The 23,105-nt window shown below is 40.8% G+C and carries 24 protein-coding genes and 1 pseudogene; 5 read left to right on the forward strand and 20 right to left on the reverse strand.

The window, feature by feature from the left end; genetic code table 11:
- Positions 1–79: 79 nt before the first annotated feature.
- From A4S05_RS10505 to A4S05_RS10555, 11 genes are all read right to left on the reverse strand, one after another.
- Positions 80–2,062 carry a primary-amine oxidase gene (locus tag A4S05_RS10505; protein ID WP_069069778.1) on the reverse strand — a complete coding sequence of 661 codons (1,983 nt, stop codon included), beginning with the start codon at positions 2,060–2,062 and terminating at the stop codon, positions 80–82.
- A 176-nt stretch (positions 2,063–2,238) separates the two neighbouring features.
- Positions 2,239–2,763, reverse strand: a complete 525-nt coding sequence (locus A4S05_RS10510) for a tetratricopeptide repeat protein (RefSeq protein WP_069069779.1) — start codon at positions 2,761–2,763, stop codon at positions 2,239–2,241.
- An 83-nt stretch (positions 2,764–2,846) separates the two neighbouring features.
- Entirely contained in the window at positions 2,847–3,662 is an 816-nt protein-coding gene (locus A4S05_RS10515) for a transporter substrate-binding domain-containing protein (RefSeq protein ID WP_069069780.1), read from the reverse strand.
- Positions 3,663–3,674: 12 nt separating this feature from the next.
- Positions 3,675–4,031 (reverse strand): 50S ribosomal protein L20, encoded by a 357-nt coding sequence (gene rplT / locus A4S05_RS10520; RefSeq protein WP_069069781.1) that lies wholly within the window; start codon positions 4,029–4,031, stop codon positions 3,675–3,677.
- A gap of 20 nt (positions 4,032–4,051) precedes the next feature.
- Complete coding sequence (gene rpmI, locus A4S05_RS10525) at positions 4,052–4,249, reverse strand: 50S ribosomal protein L35 (RefSeq protein WP_069069782.1); 198 nt, start codon at positions 4,247–4,249, stop codon at positions 4,052–4,054.
- A gap of 382 nt (positions 4,250–4,631) precedes the next feature.
- On the reverse strand, positions 4,632–5,366 hold the full coding sequence (locus tag A4S05_RS10530; RefSeq protein ID WP_069069783.1) for a hypothetical protein: 735 nt from the start codon (positions 5,364–5,366) through the stop codon (positions 4,632–4,634).
- Positions 5,367–5,496: 130 nt separating this feature from the next.
- Complete coding sequence (locus tag A4S05_RS10535; protein ID WP_069069784.1) at positions 5,497–7,950, reverse strand: ATP-dependent helicase; 2,454 nt, start codon at positions 7,948–7,950, stop codon at positions 5,497–5,499.
- A 356-nt stretch (positions 7,951–8,306) separates the two neighbouring features.
- Positions 8,307–9,644, reverse strand: a complete 1,338-nt coding sequence (locus tag A4S05_RS10540; RefSeq protein ID WP_069069785.1) for an SCP2 sterol-binding domain-containing protein — start codon at positions 9,642–9,644, stop codon at positions 8,307–8,309.
- Between the two features lie 53 nt (positions 9,645–9,697).
- On the reverse strand, positions 9,698–10,156 hold the full coding sequence (locus A4S05_RS10545) for a MarR family winged helix-turn-helix transcriptional regulator (RefSeq protein WP_069069786.1): 459 nt from the start codon (positions 10,154–10,156) through the stop codon (positions 9,698–9,700).
- Positions 10,157–10,748: 592 nt separating this feature from the next.
- Complete coding sequence (gene aqpZ, locus A4S05_RS10550) at positions 10,749–11,522, reverse strand: aquaporin Z (protein WP_069069787.1); 774 nt, start codon at positions 11,520–11,522, stop codon at positions 10,749–10,751.
- Positions 11,523–11,982: 460 nt separating this feature from the next.
- Positions 11,983–13,071 (reverse strand): RuBisCO accumulation factor 1, encoded by a 1,089-nt coding sequence (locus A4S05_RS10555; RefSeq protein ID WP_069069788.1) that lies wholly within the window; start codon positions 13,069–13,071, stop codon positions 11,983–11,985.
- Between the two features lie 342 nt (positions 13,072–13,413).
- Between A4S05_RS10555 and A4S05_RS10560 the strand changes: the two genes are divergently transcribed.
- Both A4S05_RS10560 and ubiE read left to right on the forward strand, forming a co-directional pair.
- Positions 13,414–14,358, forward strand: coding sequence for a response regulator (locus A4S05_RS10560; RefSeq protein ID WP_069069789.1), 945 nt, complete (start codon positions 13,414–13,416; stop codon positions 14,356–14,358).
- An 88-nt stretch (positions 14,359–14,446) separates the two neighbouring features.
- Positions 14,447–15,139 (forward strand): bifunctional demethylmenaquinone methyltransferase/2-methoxy-6-polyprenyl-1,4-benzoquinol methylase UbiE, encoded by a 693-nt coding sequence (ubiE, locus tag A4S05_RS10565; protein WP_069069790.1) that lies wholly within the window; start codon positions 14,447–14,449, stop codon positions 15,137–15,139.
- Between the two features lie 83 nt (positions 15,140–15,222).
- Here ubiE and A4S05_RS41475 read toward each other — a convergent pair whose 3' ends face one another.
- The gene (locus tag A4S05_RS41475; protein WP_176726967.1) at positions 15,223–15,369 is read right to left on the reverse strand and encodes a hypothetical protein; all 147 of its coding nucleotides are present in this window, start codon (positions 15,367–15,369) and stop codon (positions 15,223–15,225) included.
- Between A4S05_RS41475 and A4S05_RS10570 the strand changes: the two genes are divergently transcribed.
- Positions 15,355–16,590 carry a DUF445 domain-containing protein gene (locus tag A4S05_RS10570; RefSeq protein ID WP_069069791.1) on the forward strand — a complete coding sequence of 412 codons (1,236 nt, stop codon included), beginning with the start codon at positions 15,355–15,357 and terminating at the stop codon, positions 16,588–16,590. The genes A4S05_RS41475 and A4S05_RS10570 overlap by 15 nt on opposite strands.
- Before the next feature lie 102 nt (positions 16,591–16,692).
- Here A4S05_RS10570 and A4S05_RS40175 read toward each other — a convergent pair.
- A pseudogene (locus A4S05_RS40175) lies at positions 16,693–16,806 on the reverse strand (flagellar assembly protein H); the annotation flags it as partial.
- Between the two features lie 177 nt (positions 16,807–16,983).
- Between A4S05_RS40175 and A4S05_RS10575 the strand changes: the two are divergent.
- Complete coding sequence (locus A4S05_RS10575; protein ID WP_069069792.1) at positions 16,984–17,454, forward strand: hydrogenase maturation protease; 471 nt, start codon at positions 16,984–16,986, stop codon at positions 17,452–17,454.
- Between the two features lie 26 nt (positions 17,455–17,480).
- Here A4S05_RS10575 and A4S05_RS10580 read toward each other — a convergent pair whose 3' ends face one another.
- From A4S05_RS10580 to lysS, 4 genes are all read right to left on the reverse strand, one after another.
- Positions 17,481–17,855, reverse strand: a complete 375-nt coding sequence (locus A4S05_RS10580) for a hypothetical protein (protein ID WP_069069793.1) — start codon at positions 17,853–17,855, stop codon at positions 17,481–17,483.
- A gap of 18 nt (positions 17,856–17,873) precedes the next feature.
- Complete coding sequence (locus A4S05_RS10585; RefSeq protein WP_069069794.1) at positions 17,874–19,160, reverse strand: nitroreductase family protein; 1,287 nt, start codon at positions 19,158–19,160, stop codon at positions 17,874–17,876.
- Complete coding sequence (locus tag A4S05_RS10590; RefSeq protein WP_069069795.1) at positions 19,123–19,611, reverse strand: ankyrin repeat domain-containing protein; 489 nt, start codon at positions 19,609–19,611, stop codon at positions 19,123–19,125. Before A4S05_RS10590 ends, A4S05_RS10585 begins: the two co-directional genes overlap by 38 nt.
- Positions 19,612–19,938: 327 nt before the next feature.
- Entirely contained in the window at positions 19,939–21,078 is a 1,140-nt protein-coding gene (gene lysS / locus A4S05_RS10595) for a homocitrate synthase (RefSeq protein WP_069069796.1), read from the reverse strand.
- Positions 21,079–21,498: 420 nt separating this feature from the next.
- On the opposite strand from lysS, the gene A4S05_RS10600 reads away from it, so the two are divergent.
- The gene (locus tag A4S05_RS10600) at positions 21,499–21,708 is read left to right on the forward strand and encodes a TOBE domain-containing protein (RefSeq protein ID WP_069069797.1); all 210 of its coding nucleotides are present in this window, start codon (positions 21,499–21,501) and stop codon (positions 21,706–21,708) included.
- A gap of 50 nt (positions 21,709–21,758) precedes the next feature.
- Here A4S05_RS10600 and A4S05_RS10605 read toward each other — a convergent pair whose 3' ends face one another.
- From A4S05_RS10605 to A4S05_RS10615, 3 genes are all read right to left on the reverse strand, one after another.
- Complete coding sequence (locus A4S05_RS10605) at positions 21,759–22,019, reverse strand: FeoA family protein (RefSeq protein ID WP_069069798.1); 261 nt, start codon at positions 22,017–22,019, stop codon at positions 21,759–21,761.
- Positions 22,020–22,122: 103 nt separating this feature from the next.
- Positions 22,123–22,422, reverse strand: coding sequence for a 2Fe-2S iron-sulfur cluster-binding protein (locus A4S05_RS10610; RefSeq protein ID WP_069069799.1), 300 nt, complete (start codon positions 22,420–22,422; stop codon positions 22,123–22,125).
- A 234-nt stretch (positions 22,423–22,656) separates the two neighbouring features.
- Positions 22,657–23,028 (reverse strand): HesB/IscA family protein, encoded by a 372-nt coding sequence (locus tag A4S05_RS10615; RefSeq protein WP_069069800.1) that lies wholly within the window; start codon positions 23,026–23,028, stop codon positions 22,657–22,659.
- Between the last annotated feature and the right edge of the window lie 77 nt (positions 23,029–23,105).

Here is a 23,105-nt window from a genome sequence, read left to right on the forward strand (position 1 = left end):
TAAGTTTATCAGCATTCAAGTTACCGCCTTTAGACATAACAAAAAATCTGAAGTCAGGAAACTTGAGCCAACAAATATTTTATTCAGGCAAATTTATCGCTGGATTCCGGCTAAAGAATCCTCTAGGGACTAGCTTAAAGCCAACTCGGTGAACGGGCATCACCGGCCAATCTTCCGATCGCGGAATATGAGTTACGCCCATTGTGTACCACAGTACGATATCTTCACCCATCAAGGCTTCATCGTCTGCAATATATTTTGGTAAACCCTGCCCTGGTTGAGTTTGGTTGGGATAATCTCCCCCAGCATAAAGTTCAGTAGGTTTATATTTTGTTACCCAAACGTGATGAGTCGCAAATTCTGCCCTTTCCCGGATTTTCGAGCCTTCCACAGGGAAAAATATCGAATTTCCTTCAGGCATCAGCATATATCCAGGTGTAGCATCCAGAACATTCTTTTTGTCTGCACTAACAATCATCCATTCCCGACTGCTTTTCATATCCAAATCGCGCACAGCAGCCGTTTCTTTGGCTAATGGGGTTTCTGTAACTGCGATCGCATTTCCTAAAGGATTTTTCTCATCCATCGGCAAAGCTTTCACATTCATTTCCATCACAGAATTAGCCTGACCATCAACATCGAAATCTAGGCGATAGTTAAAAAAGTGTTGGTGATTTACTCCGAAGATATTCTTAGCAAGTAGCCGACCAGATGAATCATCGTCAGATTGCTTTTGGGAAGCCGTTCCCTGCGCCAATACGATACCCGTTAACTCATTTTGGACTTCCAAAGTCCCATCCTGGTGAAAGATCCAATTGATGCTGTAATCATAGTTATCAATGGCCGCATTCATCGTCATGATTAATTCTCGACTGCGACGGACATCATTACGCTGCGTACCATAGTCATAGTGCTTCCAGAGCATACCGTTATTTCGCTCGTATATGCCGATCGCTCCTGGCATCACATAAGGTTCTCCGTCACCATTAGCAAACACAGCATCCAGCAAAAGACCATTTTCAGGAATTTCTTTACCTAACTGCATCGTCGTTGCTAGGGAACCAAAATTGTATTCCCCAACATCAAAGGCATTTCTGAATGACCAAGTGGGATCTGGATCGCCGTAAGGTACTACCGTCTCTGATAGGCTAGCGCGGTACAGCACTGGTCGGATATTTTCCCCGTCGCTGTGTGTCACTTGGTACAACACTAATCCACTGCGGGGATGCATTACATAGCGAAATTGCCAACCTTGCCAGCTAATTTCATTGCCTTTGATCTGGAAACTTGCACCATTTGGTTGAAGAATTTTTAATGCTTTAAGTGGTGAAAGTAATTTACCCAAGGATTTTACATCATAGTTCCAGTTCTCTTGAGAAAAAGGAACTATCCCTCTATCCACGAAACTAGAAATTTTACCTGTGTTCAAATTAACAGTTGCCAGTATTCCTTCAATTGGACTGCCGTAAGAATTCCAGTGTTCGCCTTTGTAGTAAAATAAGCCCCGACAAAGACGGTTTCCTGCTGCTTCTTCCTGTTTACTCAGGATTCCGGGGGCCCAACAACTAATTTTGACTTGGTTGAAGTCTGTAATTCCCCGTTTTTGCATCGCTGTTTGCCATCGGGGATCGGATTTAAAAGCTTCAGTTGCCAATTGATATTCTGAAGCGACGATCGCAGGTTGAACAGAGGGTATTTCTTTCCAAGAACTTAAGGTATTGCTTGTCAGGTCAACGATACCCTCATAAGTTTTGTTTTGCGATCGCTCATAAATTACCAAAAAAGCTTTTCGCTGGAAAACTTTACCAGGTGTAAAATTTAGAACTTCTTTTTTATCTGGTTCTTGTAAAGCAATCAGTGGAAAAGCTGCCATTTCGCTCAAAGTTTTTTCTCTTTGGATGACCGAAACAGCTGTATTAATTTCTGCCTCAGTTAGCGAAGTGAGAGGATGGGAAATAGAAGGCTGTTGAGCCGTCAATGTTTCTATTAATCCGATTGAAATAGAAATGATGGAAATGATCGCAATAGATAGCCACAAAAAACGCTTTAGCCGCTTAATCATCTTTTACATTTTTACAAAAGACTTATAGTTATCTATTTCCAAGCCTAAGATTGAAAACCGATAAATTAAGAGGCTAAAGCTAAATTAATTTGTTAATCGTTGGGGACTGGGGACTGGGGACTGGGGAAGAGTTTTTCTAAAATTCAATTCCCAATCCCCAATTCCCAATATCCAATTTACGCAGAAACCAAACGGCGTAAAGACTCAGCACGACGTTTAGCAATAGGGTTATTTGGAGACAATTTGAGTGCTTCTTCGTAACTTTGTAACGCCTGAGTAGTTAATTTTTTCTTTTCGTAGGCGTGACCGAGATTATTCAATCCTGTCACGTAGTCTGGTTTCGATTTTAGAGCTTCTTTATACTGACGAATTGCTAAGTCATATTGCTCTTGGATAAAATAAATATAGCCCAGCCCGTTGTAAATGGGGGCGATATCTTCTTCTTCCTCTTCTTCAGCAGCTTTGAGAGCTTTTTGAAATAGCGCGGTCGCTTGGGAATACATTTTTTTTTCTGAATAAATACTGGCTAACTCATAATATTCTTGAGTCGTACCCTTTTCTTTCTCTAACTTCTTTCGCAACCTTGCAAAAGCGCCTTCAATCTTGCGAGTTTTGAAAATCTGGCGAAAAACACTCACGGCTGCAATTGTGAGTATAACCACCAAAATTGAGAGATAAACAACGGCTAGACTGTTATCCATTGGTGCAAATACAAATATTATAAAGTTTGTTATTTGTCATTTGTCATTTGTTATTCGTTAATGACCAATGACCAATGACTAATTTATGGTAAACCCCAGTATTGAGAGCGTTGCTGGAGCCAACCTTCTTCTAAATAACGAGCGATCGCTTGATTCACATTTCGTCTAAACTCATCGTACTGCAATCCCTTGGGCATTACTACAGACAATGGTTCAGTTGATAGCTTAGTTGGCAGTAGCCGATATTGAGGATATTGTTGCACCCAACCGCTTAGAACGCTAGCATCTGCGGCAAAGGCGGCGGCGGCATTATTTTCTATTTGCTCTCGCGCTTCTTGATATGAATTCACTCCTACTAACTCGGCATTTGGCACATAGTACCGTACTTGAGCAATAGTACTGGAGTTGTTGAGTACGGCAATTTTTTGTTTTGCCAAATCACTCAATTTCTGTACAGAGGCATCTTTTGTAACTAATACAGTGCCATCCAAATAGTAGGGAACACTGAAACTAACTATGCGGCTGCGAGATTCGGTTGCGGTGACTCTAGCGATCGCAAAATCAACTTTCTTGTCTAAGACTACAGATAGGCGATCGCGATTCGCTACAGGTTTTAATCTGATAGCCTCGGCTTTACCAACCAAGTCAGTTGCCAAACGCTTTGCCAAGTCAATTTCTAAGCCTTGCAAATCTCCGTTGGCATCTTTAAATCCCAAGGGACGCAAGTTATCTTTCACGGCAATATTTAAATATCCCCGCTGCTGAATTTCTGACATTTCGGCAGCAGATGCAGTTAATCCCGTCCCCACTATGGAAAAGCAAAAAATCAAAAAAATAGTGGCGGATAATACCAGATGTAACCGAGTAATTACTTGCCATCTGTTACATCTGTTATACATCCCTTACCACCTTTATCCTTTAGCTTGATTTGCCAATTCAGCAACTTTGCCGAAGCTAGCTGGATCGAGGACTGCCAATTGCGCCAACATCTTGCGATTTAGTTGGATATCAGCTTTTTTCAAGTTACCGATCAACTGGCTGTAGCTCAAGCCGTGTTGTCTTGAAGCAGCGTTGATGCGGGTGATCCAGAGGCGACGAAAATCGCGCTTTTTCTTTTTGCGATCGCGGTAGGCACTCCGTAGCGCCTTCATCACTTGTTGGTTGGCAGTTCTAAACAGAGTTGAATGGGAACCGCGAAAACCTTTAGCTAGTTTGAGAATTTTATTGCGGCGCTTCCGAGCTACATTACCGCGTTTTACCCGAGTCATATCTTAATTTCCTAAAATACTTACAAATATGGGAGCATCAAGCGAACGTTAAGTTCATCACGTTCATGTACAAGCGCACTTTGGCGCATACCACGCTTTTTGTCAGAAGATTTGTGTTCTAAAAGGTGGCTTTTGAACGCTTTACGACGGACGATTTTACCGGTGCCGGTGGCACGGAATCGCTTTGCCGCAGCTTTACGAGTCTTTAGTTTAGGCATGGGTCTAGCTTTGATTCGACACGATCCATTATTATATACTATTAAAATTGCTATAACTGCAATTAAATAAAGGATTTAATCAATCGCGATCGCTATTCAGGAGTCAGAATTCAGGAGTCAGAATTCAGGAGTCAGAATTTTGTACAAATGGTGGATACCGTAGCATAAAGCCTCTCTTCTCCTTTGGAGACGCTAGCGCGTAGCTTGCTTCTCCGTAGGAGTACGCTTAGAGTTAAGTCCGCGATCGCCTGAATAATCGGGTTTAAAATTTCACCAAATTTACGATTTGGTGTTACAACAATTCCCTGGCGAGTCTGAATACCCGACTGCTAGCGCAAACGTCTTGATTCTGAATTCTGAATTCTGAATTCTGAATTCTTCTTCAATAACTTTTTCCAGTGGCGCTGACTTTAGGATCTAAAACAATTTGCGAACCGGATTTATTCACATGGTAAGTCCAAGATTGCTCTTTAACCTTGACAATCACTTCCCAGCCTTCAACAGGGTCGTACTGCTGGGTGCAGACTTCGCCAAAGTTAAATTGACAGGGGTTTCCAAAGGTTTTTGATGTAGCTTGAGTGATTTTTAAATCGGAAATCCTCACCCCAGAACGCTTTGAGGCATCCTTTAAAACTGCATCTGCGATCGCTTTCGGCAATGTCTGTAAAGCACTCACCTGCGGATCTAAAACGATTTGCTTTCCAGATTTATCTACACGGTAAGTCCACGAATCTTTGCGGACTCTGACAACTACTTCCCAACCTTCAACGGGGTTATATTCCCTAGTACAAATTTCTCCAAAATTGAACTCACAAGGATTACCAAAGGTTTTCGATGTAACTTGAGTAATCCGTAATTGCCGTTTAGGTATGCCGGAACGCTTGGAAGCATCCTGTAAAATTTGATTAGCGATCGCCTTCGGTAACTTATTTCCTTGCGATTGGGGTCTTTGGGACAATTGAGTACTGTCTGGGCGAGGAATAGCCCCAGCGAAGTTGTTTTCAGCAAGCCCAAACCCACAAGAGAGCAAGCTTGTCAACGCCAGCGTCAATAAAACTCCTCTGGGTGACTGAAAGGTGCTTTTGAGTAAAGCAGATGCTTGGATGATTGATTTCATATATTTTTTTAAATTGAACAGTTTGTTTGACGTTGCACTCTCAATTCAGTTTCTTTGTAACAAGTGGGGACAAGGGGAACACCAAAGATTTCTTCCCAATGCCCAATGCCCCATGCCCCATGCCCAATCCCTATTTGATCATTGCCGCTAAATTCATCACACATTCAGGAAACTGGCGTTTTAATGCCGGAAACACGGGACAAGGCGCTTGTTCTTGTAAATTATCTGGTTTACTCCAAGTAAAGGGCGCTTTCTGCGCCGCAGACATCCACAAAAGAAGCTTCGCTCGTGTCATGGCAACATAGAGTAAACGATATTCTTCAGATGTTTTCAAATTCTTTGCCACCTCCCATGCCTGACTAACATCCGGTATGGTAGATTCTTCGTGGAGAGTAGCGCGAATTTGAGCGCGGGCTACTTCTGATAAGGTAAAGTCGCCTAAAAATTGACTTTGGGGAGGAACCCAAAACCTGCCAGGAATCAAGTTTTCGTGGAGAAAGGGAAGAAACACATAGTCCCAATCCAGCCCTTTGGCTTTGTGCATGGTAATAATTGTCAGTTGACCGCGACGAGTGTAACGTTCTTCCGAATCCTCGGTTTCCACTGGTTCAAACCGTTCAGAACTGACGATTTCACTTAAGGCTGAAAGCATCCCACTCATTGAACTATTGCCAGCTATCTGCTGGTTAACCCGTTCTGCGAGTTTGTCAGCAGTTGCCAATTCTGCTTGGTCGTAATTTAAGGTCAAGGCGAGAAAGGAAATTAGCTGATAAAGAGGCAGTTCTAGGCGAGCGCGAAGTAAATTGCGACACAAACGAGCAGCTTTTTGTACTGTTTCTGATTGGGGTGCTGCTAGTGGACTAGGATACAAAAATTCTTCTGGTAGACTAGCAAGGGCGTTGAGGTCTTGGGTAGGAATTAATTGGCGCTGGACTAAGGCTTCTAGGGCGGCTTTGAGATAATCGGGGGAGTGGGGGCGATCGCAAAATTGCAATAATGCCAAAATTTCTTGGGGGACATGGGAACGGCGATCGCGTTCTCCCACATCGTAAAGTGTAATATTATGCTCTTTGCACACAGGTGCTAAAGCCTCTCCTAGCCAGCGTCCTTGACGATTTTCTCTGACTAAAATCGCTGCACTATTTTTTGTTGGGTCTTCGCCAAATAACTCAATCACCCTTTGAGATAACAATTCAACGGTCTGATGAATATCACGCGGTGTATAAAGTTCTAAACCTCGTCCTACTGGTGCGGGGTTGGCGTTAGTTTGCGGATCACCAGCATTAACAGGGCGAATTGTCTGCAAGCGAAATGGGACTTGTCGGTTGTCAGGAATCTGTTGTCCGTTATTGGTTTTTGCTAACCACTGATTATTGATCCATGTGAGGGCAAAGTTAGCAGCTTCAATGATAATTCTAGTACTGCGACCAGCTTGATCCATCGTTGCCAATCGTTCGATGCGATCGCACTCTTCGCAAAATTGCCGGAAATAAATCGGATCGGCTGGAGTAAAGGTAGAGTTAATCGCCTGATTAGGGTCGCCAACTCGGACTAAGTTGAGTGGGGAGTTAGGAGAGACGCGATGAATCGCGTCTGTACAAGAGTCACCAGTAGAGACGCGATTCATCGCGTCTGTTAGGAGTGAAGAATTATCCGCATCACTCGCCAAAATTTCTAATAACTGCGTTTGAAGCGGGCTAGAATCTTGGGCTTCGTCTTCAAAGACGGCGAATACTTGATTTTGCTCGATGCGACGGGCGCTGTCATTTTCTAAAACCCGCAGTGCGGCTAAAATCATATCGTCGTAATCAATGAAGTCACGCGATCGCATTAAGTTTTGATATTGCTCATACAATCCCGCCGCTATACTCAAAATTGCATATTCGTCTGTGGTTTGTTGACTCCACTTCCGCAACAATTCTGGCGATATTCCAGAACTTTTGGCTTCATGAATTACCGTATTCGCTAATTCTGGCAAGACTTCTGTTCGCAGCACTGATTGACGACGTAACCTTTCTGTCTCTTCTCCGTCAAATTGATGACCTTCCAATAACCGCAAATATCTATCTTGATTATTTCCAATCCATTGTTCTACAGCAGTTCTGATAAAACGATGACTTTGGGTTGGTGTAATTAATGTGACATTTTCTAACTGCAAACCCGACAAATCAGAATGGCGGCTGGCAATGTTCAATGCTAGACCATGTAAGGTATAGACAAAAAAGCCCATCTGAGGTAGGGATAAATCATCTCGTAAGAATTTACGAATCTTGGCTTTAATATTGGCAGCAGCAGAGCGAGTAAAAGTAACGACTACCAATTGACGGCGCGAGGATGAACGTTCATATTGACGGGCGATCGCGATCGCTGCCGCCGCCGCCATACCTGTAGATTTTCCTGCACCAGGAACGGCGGAAATCGCCAAAGGGCCAGATTGCCAGTCAGCCATTTGCTGTTGTCCTGGGCGTAAACTGTCGCGGATTGCGAGAATTTTCTCTTTTAAAGAAGGAACTGGCGATCGCTCAGACAATTCTGAGTCAAGTAATTCTTGAACAACAGGAATAGTAAATTTAGAGTCGGACATATAAAATTTGAGATTTGAGATTTTGGATTTAATTCAAAAATCACATACATAAATAATTTTAGGTGATTATTAATCTCAAATTACTAAATTGTTGATAGTAGTCTGTCTAGTTTTATTGGATTAGTAAGTTATTTCGTAGTTAGAAGTTCAGGCATTATTTTTTAACTATAGAAATCCGCTTTGATTTCTGAACGAATTTGCGTAGACAGGCAATAGGCAATAGGCAATCTTGGTACAGTCAATAAGGCTTCTTAGTTGTACTGAGTTTTTTCAGAAATCAAATATTAGTCCTATACTAAAGTGCTTACTACAAACCCTGGAAAAAAATTTTGTAAATATTCGATTACAGTAATTCATCAGGGAAAACATTTTCCAAAAGCCTGAAGTAAACGTAACGATCCTCGAACGCGGATCTTCCTCCTGATTAGCGCCCAAACAATATTCTGTTCCTTGGCTAGAAACTGAAGCCAGGTGTGGCTGTCGGCAGAAATGTGAATATTGGCTGTTCCAATATGACTATTTTCCACCTGAATTGTCTTATCTTTAATTATGACTGTCGCCTGACATTGTTCCTTTCCAGTGAATGTGAAGTGGTAAATAGCATCCAGTCCTACTGATTGATTCCTTTGAAATACCAGAGGCAACCCGAAAAGAAACCCTTGAATAGAATTAGGGCGAAGGCTGTTGCTAACTTGCTTAACTTTTTTGTGTGGAAATCTTCTCGCTACGTAGTCTTGGGCATCGGAACCTGGAACAACATAAATAGTTTCTTCTTTATCTTGTAAGGGTCGGACTACTTCTTTAACAAAGCCTTTCTTATTCCTCAAAAATTGACCAATTACATCTTCCCCAGCTGGACAAGCAGCTACACAATAAGCTGCTTTATAGTTTGATTTGAAAGCAAGACTCTGCCACATTGATGCTGATTCCGAATCATTCACTTTTTGACGGTAGTCATGGGCACTTTTACTTTCGGCAATATCTTCTACCCAATCGGTGAATCCTCCCAAAAACTCTCGATAATTGTGAGTGTAACAAGCTGAGAAGTTGAAATGTCCATCACCACCAATAGCTCCTACTGGACAAGCTACTACACATAATTTGCACTCCAGGCAGGGGTTATAGTCAATTGGTTTGTTATATTTAATTACTTCAGCTTCGATCAAAATCGTCCCAAGTAAAATAAAGTTGCCAAATTTGGGATGAATAACGTTGCGGTGAATCCCCATGTGACCTAAACCTGCGGCTACAGCTACAGGTTTGTGGGAAACAACCCAAATTTTCCCTGGAAAGCGATCCATTTCCATTGGAAAACCCATTGCTGGATTTAAAGCTCGAATTCCTTTTTGTTCAAGGGTAGCAACAATCTCATGAGCAATTTGGTTGACTTCATCGCCTGTAGTGTGAAATTCTACGTTAGCTAGCGATCGCTCTGAACTACGAACATTCTCCCGATTCATGCGACACACAAAACTAACTAGTGTCTTCGTCGGTGGAAAAGCTACAAGAATATCCTGGCGTTGAGCAGCAATCTCTGGGCGATCAATCTCTACAAAGCCAACATCATCCGCTCCTAGCTCCAAGCACAGACTACGTAGCCAATCAGCATCTAAAGGAGAAGCGATCGTGGAATCATCGATAGTCCTTTGCTCGCGATACTGTCTGACTGTTGGATGATCGTCAAATTTAGACATAGAGGTTTCCTAATTCAGAAATATGTGTATATACACCTTTTTGAGAAAAAAAATTAGCCTTTATGCAGCAAGGATACAGTATCAGACAAACCTGATAACAAAGTACTCCATCGTTCTTGCCCTAATTGTTCTAATACACGAGTTTGGGCTACCTCCCATAAAGGTAAAGCCTCGGTCAAAGCGGCTTGTCCTTTATCTGTTAAACTGATCACCCGCATCCGTTGATCCTGTCCTGGCTGAATCTGGAGCAATCCCTGCTTTTCTAGTGGTTTGAGGTTACGTGTCAGAGTGGTTCGATCCATAACTAATTCTTGAGCTAGGCGCGTGATTGTTACTGAGCCAGCTAAGTTGATTGCAGTCAGCAAGGTAAACTGGTTAGCCAAAACCCCACTTGGTTGCAAAATCTCATCAAAAAGTTGTGTAACTGTGCGAGATGCTTTGCGGAGATTAAAACAGGTACAGGTAGCTGCAACTTTTTTAAGTAGAGCTAATTGAGTAGTTTGGTCTTGCATAAATTAAGTGTATATACACTTAATTATCCTGTCAAGCACTAAGACGGCGATCTAAGCGTTTCTGCTAGAAATAAAATTAATAATCCCCCGACAAAACAAACTTTGCTTGGTTCATTTGCTCTCTAAGTCGGAGGATTATTAAGGAATCTCAAAACGAAATGTCAACAAACAGGGACTAGGGAACAGGGAGTAGGGAGTAGGGAAGACGGCATTGGTCGGGGCTTGAAACCACAGGCCTTTGCTCTCGTCTTGAAAGACGGGGCTTGTAACGAAGCTGGTTGTTGGGGCTAGTTTTTCCCCTACTCCCTACTCCCTACTCCCGCCCCAACGGGGCTTGGTCACCCGCCAGGGAATAAATTTTCAAGCTAATAGCTTAAGTCTGCTGAAGTAGACTGGAGATTTTTGGCGATATTTAGTCATCTTCAGATGACTTTATCTATGAGGCGGGAAGTTCAATTTCCGACGGACGAGTTGTTTCGCGTTAAGTTGACACCAATATAATGTGGATTGCACCTACGCAACTTCAACTGAACATTGATGAACTGCCGATAAAAGCTAGAAATACCGGGGCAAATTGTACAGAAAATGACTTTTACACTAGTTCTTTGATAGTTTGCCGTTCATCCACAGTTGATTCACTAAAAACAGCTACATACAACCATCCGGCTAAAATCGCCCCCAAAATCGGAGCTATCCAGAACAGCCAGACTTGCGAAAAAAGTTTTACACCTGCAAATATAGCAACTCCCGTACTACGGGCGGGATTAACCGAGGTGTTGGTTACAGGAATGCTAATTAAGTGAATCAAGGTGAGTCCAAAACCAATTGCTAATGGTGCAAATCCTTTAGGAGCGCGGCTATCAGTCACACCCAGAATAATTAGCAGAAACATGAAAGTCATTACAACTTCTGTAATCAGGCAAGAAAATAGCGTGTAACCACCTGGAGAATGAGTACCGTAACCGTTGGTAGCCAATGGGTTGGAGCCACTTAGGGTAAATCCAGTTTTGCCGCTAGCAATCAGGTAGATAATGCCCGCAGCAACAACTGCACCGATTACTTGAGAGACGATGTAAGGTAGTAAGTCAGAGGCCGGAAAGCGCCTACCTGCCCACAATCCAAAAGAAACAGCTGGATTGAAATGCCCACCAGAAATATGACCAAGAGCATAAGCTCCGGTGAGGACGGTAAGCCCAAACGCCAAAGATACACCGACTAATCCAATACCCAATGGAAAAGAAGTATTTTCACTGATTTTTGCAGCATCCGCTGTATAGGCTGCGGCTAGAACAGCGCTACCACAACCACCTAAAACAAGCCAGAATGTACCAATAAATTCAGCCAAGCAACGTTTAGTGAGAGACATTTTCGGAAAACTCCTTGTTCAGCTACAAACGAGCGATCGCTATGTTGGGCAATGCTTGAGTTATTAATTTCAACAGGAAATGCATCGTGTTTGTTTCGTTATCAAACTAAATCGAAACAATAGGAAATTGTTTTTAATTCAATAATTGGGGTGATAAAATATGAAGATAGCGGAAAAGCGAAAATAACAAAAAAAATACTTAATTTCTTAAGAATTTTGCTTCCCTGATATATTGATTTATTAAGATTCTTGTTCTAGCTAATATAATCTTCAAGACTCCCACACCTTGCGGGTGCGGGAGTCTAAAAATTGAATCAATAGGGTTCGGTTAAGGTTTTTTGATGAAAATTATAAATCGCAAAGACGCGATAAATCGCCGTCAAGACAAAGGACTGAATTCTTGTAAAGACAGCGATTCATCGCGTCTCTTTCCTTAACCGAACAGTATTGAAAATTGAATTTATTCGTCAATCTGCCAGGAATCTTTAGTTAATTCTTCATCCAGAATTTTCTTAGGACGCACAATAATGATAATTTGTCCTAATAAAGGAATTTCTGGTTCAGTTTCAAACCACTGAAAATCTAATTCACCACCATTTTCAACAACAAAGTAGCTGGAGGCATCCCATTCTCGTTGGGCACGATCTATCACTACTACGACTGGCCCTATTTGGCTTTGAGTTTGGATGGGGAAGCGATCGCTATTCGCTAAAATCACAACTGGATCTTCTGCCGCTAACAGCACTTGCCAACCTGGTAAGGGAACCCAAGCTTGTTCTCCAGAAAACTTGACTAGGCGAAATGGTTCAATTTCTGTGAGTATAGGCACTGCTTGCAAGTCTTGGCGTGACAATGGCAACTCACCGACTACAGGCAAGATTCGGGGTAATTGTTCTTCAAACTCCAGGCGGTAAAAGGGTAAAATTGGCGCTGGACGTTGGGGAACAGTAGTAAAATCAGTCAGTAGTTGTTCAATTTTTTGCCTTGCTGCTGGCGTGTGAGCAAAACGCAAACCTTTGGCAATTAGGCGCGATCGTTGTTGTAAATCTGCATTTTGGCGTGCCAGTTTCCAAACTTGATGAGCAACAGCATCCCCAGGATGGGCAGAAAACCCTTCTGGTAAACTGCGGTAATAAGAGAACTCTTTCAGGGCTTTGGCTATTTCCCGTGCCTCATCGGCATCAACATTGTGGACGAAGATGAGTTCGGCGGCGGCGGCGCGTTCTTCTTGGGTGAGCAAACGCAGTTCGTATAAAACATCACTTCCACGTGTGGCGTAGTGCGATCGCGTTGCTTCCGATACTCCAAACTTTTCTAAAGAATTGTAAACTTGAGAACCAACAACCACCTGATTTTGTTGAATTGGCTCAAATCCAGTCGCCTCAAAAATGTCTTGGGGATTGTAACCGGCTTTTAGCAACGAGGCGATCGCCGTTCCCCATTCCACCCAGTTGCCTTGTTTTTGCCTCAGCCTTCGCAGTAACTCTTGTGCTACATCGTTAGTAGCATTGTCTTCGGGATTCTGAGCGTTGGGTGGTAGATCAGTCATAATCGGAGTGCGAACTTCAACTTGAGAGGTTGGTTAATACCTCATGAGCAAGTCTTATTCTAATCTATGAACTACCCCAGACAGACTGCCTTAAGTTCATCTGTGGAAACTTACAGCAGTTTTCTTTGACATGAAGTACAAAGCTACGGGTTTTGAGGCAGGAGGTGGGAGATAGGAAGCAGAAAGAAAGAATTCCGCAGCAAATTTACTCTGTAGCGCCCACTATTAGCGTTTTAAAATATGCAAAATAACTCCGTATAAACCCTTGGCAATTTTCGGCTATTCTCAACTAAACTTGGTATGGAATATAACAAGAGAGTAAATATTTAAAGGAAATATCTTATGGATAATCCCAGTGTTGAAATTGATAAAGTCCAATATCAAGTAATGACTCTCGAACGACCAAAAAAGCTGAAAATCCTGGTAGTTGACGATGAGCCAGATAATCTCGATCTGCTTTATCGCACATTTCGACGCGACTTTAATGTTCTAAAAGCTGATAGTGGAGTGAACGCCCTACAAGTTTTGGCAACAGAAGGGGAGGTAGCGGTAATTATCTCCGATCAACGGATGCCAGAGATGAAAGGGACTGAGTTTCTCAGTAAGACTGTACCTCAGTTTCCCGATACGGTGAGAATAATTCTCACTGGATTTACTGATATTGAAGACTTGGTAGAAGCGATTAATGCGGGGCAAGTCTACAAATATATCACCAAGCCTTGGGACCCAGGGGAACTGAAGGCAGTGGTGCAAAGAGCAGCAGAAACTTACGACTTGCTCAAGCAACGTACAGAAGAATTACGCCGCGCTCATGCTCAAATGGCGCTGCTGAGTGTTTTGGTACAGGTAACTCAAGCTGCTTCTAGCTTAGAGGAAACACTTGCTCCCATTGCTAGGGCTGTGAGTGAGACTTTTGGGGCAGAAGGCTGTATTTTACAACTTACAGATGGAAATACTCTGGTTGCGACTCAAGGAACTTACAGCGAAACAGGTACAATAGAAAATTGGTTATCTGAAGACCCGCTAACAAAAGAAGCGATCGCCACTGGGCAAATCCAAGTTTCTTTAAATGTAGTTAAAGACACTAAATTAGTTGATGCTATTCACTACCAAAATACGGGTGTGCAAGCACATTTAGTGATCCCGATTAGCTACCGGAACGAACTTTTGGGCGTATTATCACTACAGTGGAAGCAACCCTGCACTTTGCGGGAAGATGAATTAACCCTAATTAATTTATCAGCGCAACTGGTAGCGATCGCTCTCACTAGTAGCCGCTCTCATTAAACCATTGTGTAATTGTCATTAGTCATTAGTCAAAAACCAATGCCCAATGCCCAATGCCCAATGCCCCATGTCCAATGACCAATGACTAATGACTAACGAAATTAAGTCCATTTTTAACCGTATTGCTCCAGTTTATGACCAGTTGAACGATTGGTTGAGTCTGGGACAGCATCGAATCTGGAAGGAAATGGCAGTAAAATGGAGTGCAGTTAAACCGGGCGATACTGCATTAGATTTGTGTTGCGGCAGCGGTGATTTAGCCTTACGTTTGGCGAGGCGTGTGGGAGCGACAGGCAAGGTGTATGGAGTAGATTTTTCCCCAAACCTGCTAGAAACTGCTTCATTACGTTCCCAAAAGCAGTATCCCCAACCTGCGATCGCCTGGGTAGAAGCCGATGTGCTAAACTTACCCTTTGAAGATAACCAATTTGATGCCGCAACAATGGGCTATGGTTTAAGGAACGTTAAAGATATTCCTCGCAGTCTCCAAGAGTTACACCGCGTTTTGAAGCCGGGTGCTAAAGCCGCAATTTTAGACTTTCATCGACCGAGCAATCCTCAGCTACGCGCCTTTCAGCAGTTGTATCTGGACGGTTTCGTGGTGCCAGTTGCCAATTATTTAGGCTTAAAAGAAGAATATGCTTACATCAGTCCCAGCTTAGACCGTTTTCCCATCGGCAAAGAGCAAATAGAGTTAGCTCATCAAGTTGGTTTTGCTATTGCCACACACTACCCCATTGTGAACGGTATGATGGGAATGCTGGTAGTCAGCAAATTTTAGATTTGGGATTTTGGATTGGGGACTGCGGAATCGTTAATGGCTAATGGAAAATCGTTAGTAGTTAGTGGAAAAATAAATCATAACTAATAACCGCCAATTACCAATCCCCAATCCCTAATTTCTAATCTAAAATCCAAAATCCGTCTTGGTGCAGTCGCCTGCGGAGGGAAACCCGTCCGCAGCGCTGCACCGCAAAATCCAAAATCCAAAATCCTGTGGACTGGTTTCATCTTTGGTTTTATGTCGCTCCCCCGGTACTGGGTGGAATTATTGGCTATTTCACAAATGATATAGCCATTAAAATGTTGTTCCGTCCTTACCGAGCAATTTATATTGCTGGACGAAGAGTACCCTTCACCCCTGGATTGATTCCCCGCAACCAGGAACGTCTAGCTAAGAACATTTCCAATACAATCATGGGGTCACTGCTGACACCACAAGAATTGCAAAATCTGGCCCGGCGTTTGTTGCAAACAGAACGCGTGCAAGCAGCAATTATCTGGTTGTTGCGGCTGGCGATTGAACAAATCAAAACAGATAAAAATCAGAAAAGTACCAAAATTGTAGCCGGAATTTTGCGGGATTTACTAGGGGAATCCTTACCACGGTTACTCAAGGTTTTGGCGCGACGTGAAGACTTTTTAGAAGCGCAAATAAATCAGATTTTTGACCAGATATTGCTGGAATTTCAACTGAGTGAAGAACAAGCCACGCGGCTTGTTGATTGGTTGTTGGAGGTAGTTTTACCACCGGATCTGCTGCGCCAAGCGATAGTTGATTTTTTGACCGATCGCACGATTCAAATTATTGATGAAGGATTCCGCGAAAAAACCAGTGGGACTTATTGGGTAGTAGCAAATTTGTTTGGCTTACGTAACACTCTTACACGGCTACGGACTTTTTGCTTGGATGAAAAGGAGGCTACCAATACTCGCTTGCAGGAATTGACTCAAGAATTGCAGGTGCGCGATCGCATTCGGAAATTCTTGCAAAATTTATCATTACAAAACTTGCCAATTGGTACGGTGCGCCAACTAAGAAAAACCACCCGCGAAAGTGTCCGTCATTACCTGCAAAACAGTGGTAGCGATTTTTTACAAGGATTAACTGATTCTGTTGATTGGGAAAATATTGCTGTAGTACTGCTGAATCGCCTTAGTACTTCACCAGTTGTCAATACTTCTTTAGAAGTAATGAGTCAAGAATTGGCTCTAATTTTAGAGAAATATTTGGAAAAAGATTTAGAAGCAATTGTGGCACAGGTAATTCCAATTTTGTCAATAGATGAAGTGATAGTTGACCGTGTGAAATCAACTTCACCAGCTGATTTAGAAAATGCGATTGAGGGAATTGTCAAAAATGAATTGCAGGCAATTGTGACTTTAGGTGGTGTCCTGGGTTTTGTTATAGGGTTATTGCAGACAGTGTTTTTAATATTAAGTCAATCTTAATTGTCTGTTTTTGTCTGTAAATTTATCAAATTATAGTGAGAAATTACTTATATTTTGAAGCAACTGAAATTGAGCGATCGCCTTCTGAGAAAAGGTGTAAACCAACGAGAGTTCAGAAGGACTTAACTCCGTAAGGGAAATGGGTTCTCCCAACAGCCAAGTGGCAAAGTCAGTGGAAAAGTTTTCGGCGAGGAATTTGCAGATGTTATCAAACATCCAAAAATCCTACCATTCCAAAACTTCAAATTGGGTCATAGTCACTAAAAAACATTTTAATAACGTGGATTATTCAAGCCAGGGTTTACCAAAAGTAATATTACGTTAGCTTTTAAACCTCAAAGTGAATGTGCTTTAACTGAATTTACAACTGTTTAAATAATTAAATATCATCTTATGCTAACTATTATTGGTTGCGGAAATCTCAATCGCAGTGACGACGCAGTAGGTGTAATCATCGCCCAACGCTTACAAAAATATCTAGCTGAAAACCCTCACCCTGATGTGCGAGTTTATGACTGTGGCACCGCAGGGATGGAAGTAATGTTTCAAGCTAGAGGTAGTAAACAATTAGTAATTATTGATGCAAGTTCAACTGGTTCTGAACCTGGTGCTGTGTTTAAAGTTCCAGGAAAAGAACTGGAAGCTTTGCCCGAACCTAGTTATAACTTGCACGATTTTCGTTGGGATAATGCTTTAGCCGCCGGACGGAAAATCTTTCAAAATGACTTTCCCGAAGATGTGACAGTTTATTTAATTGAGGCGGCAAATCTTAGTTTGGGACTAGAGTTAAGTCCTGCTATTAAACATTCTGCTGATTTGGTTTTTGAAGATGTAGCTGCACTTATCAAACAGAATATTAACTAATCCAAAATCCAAAATCCAAAATTTAATTATGCCCAATCCCGATAAACAGAAAGTTCATCTACCCTCATTTCAAAAGGTATACCTTGACTTTCTGGGGGACAAACACGGATTTTCGCACTGCTGACAATTCCGTAGAGTAATGTCCCCATTGGCACAATTTTTTGTAAAATACGCCAATTAGTAACCTGATCGGGACATTCAATTACCAATGTTAGAGCATTAGCATGGGTTGTCACATACCACCGGCAATCAGATAGAAGATTTTGAATCGTGCGATCGCAAGCGTCATAAAAGTATCTGCTAATAGAATACTCTAGTTGCTGCCGCAGTATAATATCCGCAGATGTCGGTTGCATAGGATGTGAGTCATCACCATTTAAGTAATACATCTTTCTAGCCATCTCTCTTTAGCTTCCTGCTTATATTCCAATCACCATTCCATAAAGTACATCTTTATTTGTTTCTAATAATTCTTGGGTTTCATCATCATAATAAGCACCAATTCCACTACACTGAATTCCCAAATAATTACTAGTTAAATAAAGTCTCTGTCCGAGAAAACCAGCTATTTGCATAGCAGTTTGATAATTTAAATAATCTGACACAAAAAATAAAGTTACAGCGCTATCTTTAGCAATAGCCTGATTAATACATAAGTAACCTGTCTTTTCACTAAAATTACCTGTCTTAATCAGATTTGTTCCTTTATATAACCCAGGTGTCATTCCATTAACTCGATGCACCACTGAGTAAATTTCTATTTCTTCATAGTTTTCTGTCGGTATTGACTGTTGAAGTTGTTGCACTACATATAAATAATCTTCTTGAGAAATAGCCTCTTTCCGGAAACGTCTAATAGAACGTCTATCCCAAACAGTTTGATAAAATTTATCCTTGTCAAAATCAAATTGAGGATACTCTAATTTTTGCTGGCGACTCTTTTGTAGAGTAGTTGCTTGATAGGCATCTTCAATGAATTGATTGGATTCAAAATAATCAGTACCACAGACAAAAGGAATTTTCAGCCTTAAGTGTCTGATTTTCTTGTCTTGTACTTCTCCTGACACCACACAAGCGGTGATAAACTCTTTATTCTCAAATCCCAAATCGGAATTGAGGGTAAGTTTATCAAAGTCAAAAATTAGTTGTATATCTCGTTTGTGGAGAAAAGCTGAAGCTGCGATCGCACCTAAATGGTGTCCGCTATCTAATAAGCAATATCTTATGCTTCTGTTTTGATATTTCCAGCTAGACCTATAATAAACACAACTAATTAAAAAGATGAATCCGTTGATACTTTTACCCGGTATAATATAACTCTCTAACCCATCATCAATTAATTCATAGATGAGAGTTAGACAATTATTCTCAACTTCTAGATGGTATATACCATTTACTATTCCCTCAATGCCGCGAACCTGTACGTAAACTTCTGTAGGATACAGAGCGCCTGCTGATGGATTCACCCGTAATTTGTAAGGGCCATCTTTATATACTTTTTCCAGGGTTATCGCACTGGTTAATGAGATAAAAGAATGAACAGGATTATTGAGATTTAATTTCACTCTCCGATAAAACTTGGGATAAATTTTAAATGAAGATGGCTGTGTTGAAGCATCTACATAATTTGGATCAAGTTGTACCGATAAGTAAGAATGCTTGGTAGCGTTATGATAAGCTTTGCCCGATATCTGACTTGATGGCATTTTTAAGTAACCTTAAAACTTCTACGTTGCTAGCAAAATCTATCGCTTTATAATCGTCTAAGTTTTTTAAATATAAATTAGGATGGTGTTGCAAAAGTAACTTGACGACTTCTGTCTTTCCGGCTGATGCTGCGTACATTAAAACAGTTGCACCATTATCATTTTGATTATCAATGTTAATGTTGACAGCCAGCAGCAAATTAATTAAATCGTAGTGATTACCAAAACAAGCAAACCACAAAGCATTATTGCGATCGCTATTTCGAGCATTGATATCCACACCTGCATCAATTAGTTCTTTGACGACTACATAAACTCCTTCTCTTGTAGCTTTCATCAAAGCTGTATCGCCATTTTCACCTGTCTGATTTAAATCACCAGGATGATAGCCTTTTTCTATTAGCCATTGGGTTGTTACGTCACTCAATTTTTGACTGTTGCTTCGATTCATAACTACTCCTCAGTTAACTTTTTTACTAATATAAATTTGCTTGGCAAATAGAATGGTGAGCAATGCTCACCATTTTTGCAAAAATGTTATTTAAATCATTTTAACTTACATATATGCTATCAATTTTATAAGTTTAAATTATGAATCATTTATAAAGAACAGCAAACATTCTTCTTAAAAAAGCTTGAAAAATAATGGAAAAGCAGTAATTTTTACAGTTTTCTTCCATAAGATAGATTAATAGCAGATATAGATGGATTTAGATCCCCTACTTCTTCAAGAAGTCGGGGATCTGCACTTGGAGATTAAGTGCGTATATTTTAATATTTACTGGCAATGATAAGAATATAAAATATTGTCTACATCTTCGATGGTAAGACTTTGTTTATCAGCTAAAGCTTTCAACCTATGAGTAATATCTTTAAGCTGGGATAAATTAAAGGAAAGTCCTAATTCATTAGCTCGGTGATTAATCGCTTGTTTACCAGCTAATTTATGATTGATTAAAATTGAGCGAGTTACACCAAAACTCCGGGGGTTAATAGCTTCATAAGTCTCAGAACTATTGAGCATAGCTTTAGTATGAATACCAGCTTTATGACTAAAAGCACTCTCCCCAAAAATACAGTGATTAAAAGGAATAGAAATTCCAACTTTTCTCGCAACTAATTCATGCAAGTAAGCCAGTTCTTCCAAGCGATATTTACACTTAATCTGCTCCGGATTTGCAGCATATAACCTAGCGATAAATCCGGCTAGTGAGGTAATACCATTGCGTTCACCAATACCAAGCACACAAGTATCGATATGAGTTGCTCCTGCTTCCAGTGCTGTATAACTGTTAGCATTTGCACATTCTGTATCATTATGACCATGAAACTCAATATCTAAATTGGTGAATTGGCGCAAAGTCTTCACTAATTCAAATACTTGCATTGGGGTACTAATTCCTACTGTATCGGCAATTCCTATGCGTTTGACAACTCCTAATTTCTCAATCGCCGAGTAAATTTTTATTAAATCTTCTGTGGAAGTGCGTGACGAATCCTCAGCAGAAAAACGTAACTCAATATTGGGAGCTTGCTGATGAATAAAAGTTAAGACTTCCGATGCTAAATCAATAATTTGATTAATATTTTTACCATGACTGAACTGACGCATCAAAGAAGAACTACCTATAGTTAAATTAATCCCAGCTACACCTGTAGCTAAAGCAACTTTAGCATCTTCTAAGTGACAGCGAATGTGAGTTAAGATTTTGGAAGGTAATCCTAACCCAGCCAATCGTTCACAGTCTTGTCTAGATTGAGGTGAAGCAATTGGTGAAGTTAGCTCTATATATTCAACTCCAAATGCACCAAGCGCCTCAGCAATTTCGACTTTATCATCTGAGGAAAAATTGGCTTTTATAAATTGTTCACCTTCACGGAGAGTACTTTCTACAATTGCAAATTCAGATAGCGACATCGAGCAATCCTTGTGTTAATTATTGCTAAGGATATTTACTTGTTAATTTTTATATTAACAGATTTACATAATCGAGAAATAATTACTTTGGCTGATTATTGGGGACTGGCTATAGTATCAATTATAAGATAGCGATCGCTTGTATCCATCGCTTCTAAAATCTGTTTCCTAGGAACTGAATCATAATAATAACAGCTATACTAATATTGATAATAAGATCCATCAATATTAGTTTTGTTTAAATTGTTTTATTTTATGCTTTGCAGTAAATGACCACGCATTTTTGTAATACTCGTCAAGTAGAGGCATCAACATTAGATAAATGATAATTATTTCAAAAATATTAAGATATCTTAAAGAAAGCTAGTTTTAAAATCAAAGCTTGCTACTTTACTATAGTTAAGTTTGGTAAGTAAAAACATGGAAATTAGCGCTCGTAATTCTCTTAAGGGTACTGTCAAACAAGTTGTACATGGTTCAGTTAATACTGAGATAACTTTAGAACTAGCACCAGGAGTAGAGCTAGTGTCAATCATCACAAAATCATCGGCAGAAAAGCTAGGGCTTGCAGAAGGGAAACAAGCTTATGCCGTAATTAAAGCATCAGATGTAATAGTTGCTGTTGATTGAAAAATAGAGTGGCTTGTAGAGTAAGCCACTCTATTTTTAATATCCAAATGTTAATTAATTGTATTATCAACAATACGAACGTAAATGGCGCGAACACTTCCTATATCTAGTGCCAAATCTGTGTTTCCAATTGTGATAATCAAAGAGGGTAAGTTTTGTTTTAAAGTGATAGTAGCCCCTGATATTATTCCCATTGATATAAGTTGGCTTAAGATTTTTTTATCCTGACTTTTACAGAAAGTGACGATTCCTTGCTCTCCTATTCTTAATAATTCTAATGAACAGCCAGTTACACTAAAACGAGTAAACATTTTAATTATAAATTAGGAATTGGGAAGGGAAGAAGGAAGTATATTTTCATCCTTCATCCTTCATTTTTCTTTGGTCGCTAAAGGCAGCAACCAAAGTAATACTTTATACGAGATACGCTTCTTGATGTGTTTTGATTGTGCAATTAGAACGAGGATAAGTTACACAAAGTAGAGCGTATCCTTTAGAAACCTGATCGTCATCTAAAAAATTTTGATCGTCTTGATTCACTTCACCTTCGACAACTTTACCAACACAGCTAGAGCAGGAACCTGCATGACATGAAAAGGGCAACTCAATACCATTTTCTTCTGCTGCTTCCAAGATTGTCGTTTCTTCGTCAACTTCAATTGTGGTGTCGATGTCTTCTTTTTTGTTGATTAATCTAACTTGGTAGGAAGCCATTTTCCGATTCTCCTCAAACGTTATACAGTTGGTGTAATTTCTGAAGTTTTTGAGCAACCTATCCTACTTTTTGCTTCCCTTCTTCTTACAGAGATACTAAGTTTAGTCGGCTTCTCTATATGGGTAAGGGATACAATGCGAACTAGAAGCTACCTCAAGAGCATTGAAACTCTGCGGAGTGTGTCTATGAAAAATCTCTACAATTGACTTAGCACTAACGAAATGATATTAGCTTTAGCTGCAAGGTACACCAGTAGGCGTACCGTCGTCTGTTTTGAAGGATTTTCCACAACCGCAGGTATCAGTTGCATTGGGGTTGATGAATTTAAAACCGCTTTCCATCACTCCCTCAACGAAGTCAACAATAACTCCATCTAATAAGGGCGCACTTTTGGCATCAACGTAAACTAGCACTTTGCCTTGCTGGCTTACCAAATCATCTGGTTGGGGCTTGCTGGTGATATCGATCGCATATTCGTAGCCACTGCAACCACCATCTCTTACCGAGATGCGGACACCTTTAGTTGCGCCATTAGCGTCGGGTGCTGAACCTTTGAGGAATGCCCGCAGATGGAATTCTGCTTTTTCTGATAAGATAACGGCCATGAAGTCTCCTGATTTGTAGCGATTAGTTGTTCTGATTTCAGGTGGGGGTTGTCATTTGTCAGTTGTTATTTGTCCTT

Source organism: Nostoc sp. KVJ20 (genome assembly GCF_001712795.1).
Classification (GTDB): domain Bacteria; phylum Cyanobacteriota; class Cyanobacteriia; order Cyanobacteriales; family Nostocaceae; genus Nostoc.

What these genes read in the sequence shown, in the direction of transcription:
- A4S05_RS10505 (WP_069069778.1), bottom strand. Translation starts at nt 2,062, where the DNA reads ATGATTAAGCGGCTAAAGCGTTTTTTGTGGCTATCTATTGCGATCATT.
- A4S05_RS10510 (WP_069069779.1), bottom strand. Translation starts at nt 2,763, where the DNA reads ATGGATAACAGTCTAGCCGTTGTTTATCTCTCAATTTTGGTGGTTATA.
- A4S05_RS10515 (WP_069069780.1), bottom strand. Translation starts at nt 3,662, where the DNA reads ATGTATAACAGATGTAACAGATGGCAAGTAATTACTCGGTTACATCTG.
- rplT (WP_069069781.1), bottom strand. Translation starts at nt 4,031, where the DNA reads ATGACTCGGGTAAAACGCGGTAATGTAGCTCGGAAGCGCCGCAATAAA.
- rpmI (WP_069069782.1), bottom strand. Translation starts at nt 4,249, where the DNA reads ATGCCTAAACTAAAGACTCGTAAAGCTGCGGCAAAGCGATTCCGTGCC.
- A4S05_RS10530 (WP_069069783.1), bottom strand. Translation starts at nt 5,366, where the DNA reads ATGAAATCAATCATCCAAGCATCTGCTTTACTCAAAAGCACCTTTCAG.
- A4S05_RS10535 (WP_069069784.1), bottom strand. Translation starts at nt 7,950, where the DNA reads ATGTCCGACTCTAAATTTACTATTCCTGTTGTTCAAGAATTACTTGAC.
- A4S05_RS10540 (WP_069069785.1), bottom strand. Translation starts at nt 9,644, where the DNA reads ATGTCTAAATTTGACGATCATCCAACAGTCAGACAGTATCGCGAGCAA.
- A4S05_RS10545 (WP_069069786.1), bottom strand. Translation starts at nt 10,156, where the DNA reads ATGCAAGACCAAACTACTCAATTAGCTCTACTTAAAAAAGTTGCAGCT.
- aqpZ (WP_069069787.1), bottom strand. Translation starts at nt 11,522, where the DNA reads ATGTCTCTCACTAAACGTTGCTTGGCTGAATTTATTGGTACATTCTGG.
- A4S05_RS10555 (WP_069069788.1), bottom strand. Translation starts at nt 13,071, where the DNA reads ATGACTGATCTACCACCCAACGCTCAGAATCCCGAAGACAATGCTACT.
- A4S05_RS10560 (WP_069069789.1), top strand. Translation starts at nt 13,414, where the DNA reads ATGGATAATCCCAGTGTTGAAATTGATAAAGTCCAATATCAAGTAATG.
- ubiE (WP_069069790.1), top strand. Translation starts at nt 14,447, where the DNA reads ATGACTAACGAAATTAAGTCCATTTTTAACCGTATTGCTCCAGTTTAT.
- A4S05_RS41475 (WP_176726967.1), bottom strand. Translation starts at nt 15,369, where the DNA reads ATGAAACCAGTCCACAGGATTTTGGATTTTGGATTTTGCGGTGCAGCG.
- A4S05_RS10575 (WP_069069792.1), top strand. Translation starts at nt 16,984, where the DNA reads ATGCTAACTATTATTGGTTGCGGAAATCTCAATCGCAGTGACGACGCA.
- A4S05_RS10580 (WP_069069793.1), bottom strand. Translation starts at nt 17,855, where the DNA reads ATGGCTAGAAAGATGTATTACTTAAATGGTGATGACTCACATCCTATG.
- A4S05_RS10585 (WP_069069794.1), bottom strand. Translation starts at nt 19,160, where the DNA reads ATGCCATCAAGTCAGATATCGGGCAAAGCTTATCATAACGCTACCAAG.
- A4S05_RS10590 (WP_069069795.1), bottom strand. Translation starts at nt 19,611, where the DNA reads ATGAATCGAAGCAACAGTCAAAAATTGAGTGACGTAACAACCCAATGG.
- lysS (WP_069069796.1), bottom strand. Translation starts at nt 21,078, where the DNA reads ATGTCGCTATCTGAATTTGCAATTGTAGAAAGTACTCTCCGTGAAGGT.
- A4S05_RS10600 (WP_069069797.1), top strand. Translation starts at nt 21,499, where the DNA reads ATGGAAATTAGCGCTCGTAATTCTCTTAAGGGTACTGTCAAACAAGTT.
- A4S05_RS10605 (WP_069069798.1), bottom strand. Translation starts at nt 22,019, where the DNA reads ATGTTTACTCGTTTTAGTGTAACTGGCTGTTCATTAGAATTATTAAGA.
- A4S05_RS10610 (WP_069069799.1), bottom strand. Translation starts at nt 22,422, where the DNA reads ATGGCTTCCTACCAAGTTAGATTAATCAACAAAAAAGAAGACATCGAC.
- A4S05_RS10615 (WP_069069800.1), bottom strand. Translation starts at nt 23,028, where the DNA reads ATGGCCGTTATCTTATCAGAAAAAGCAGAATTCCATCTGCGGGCATTC.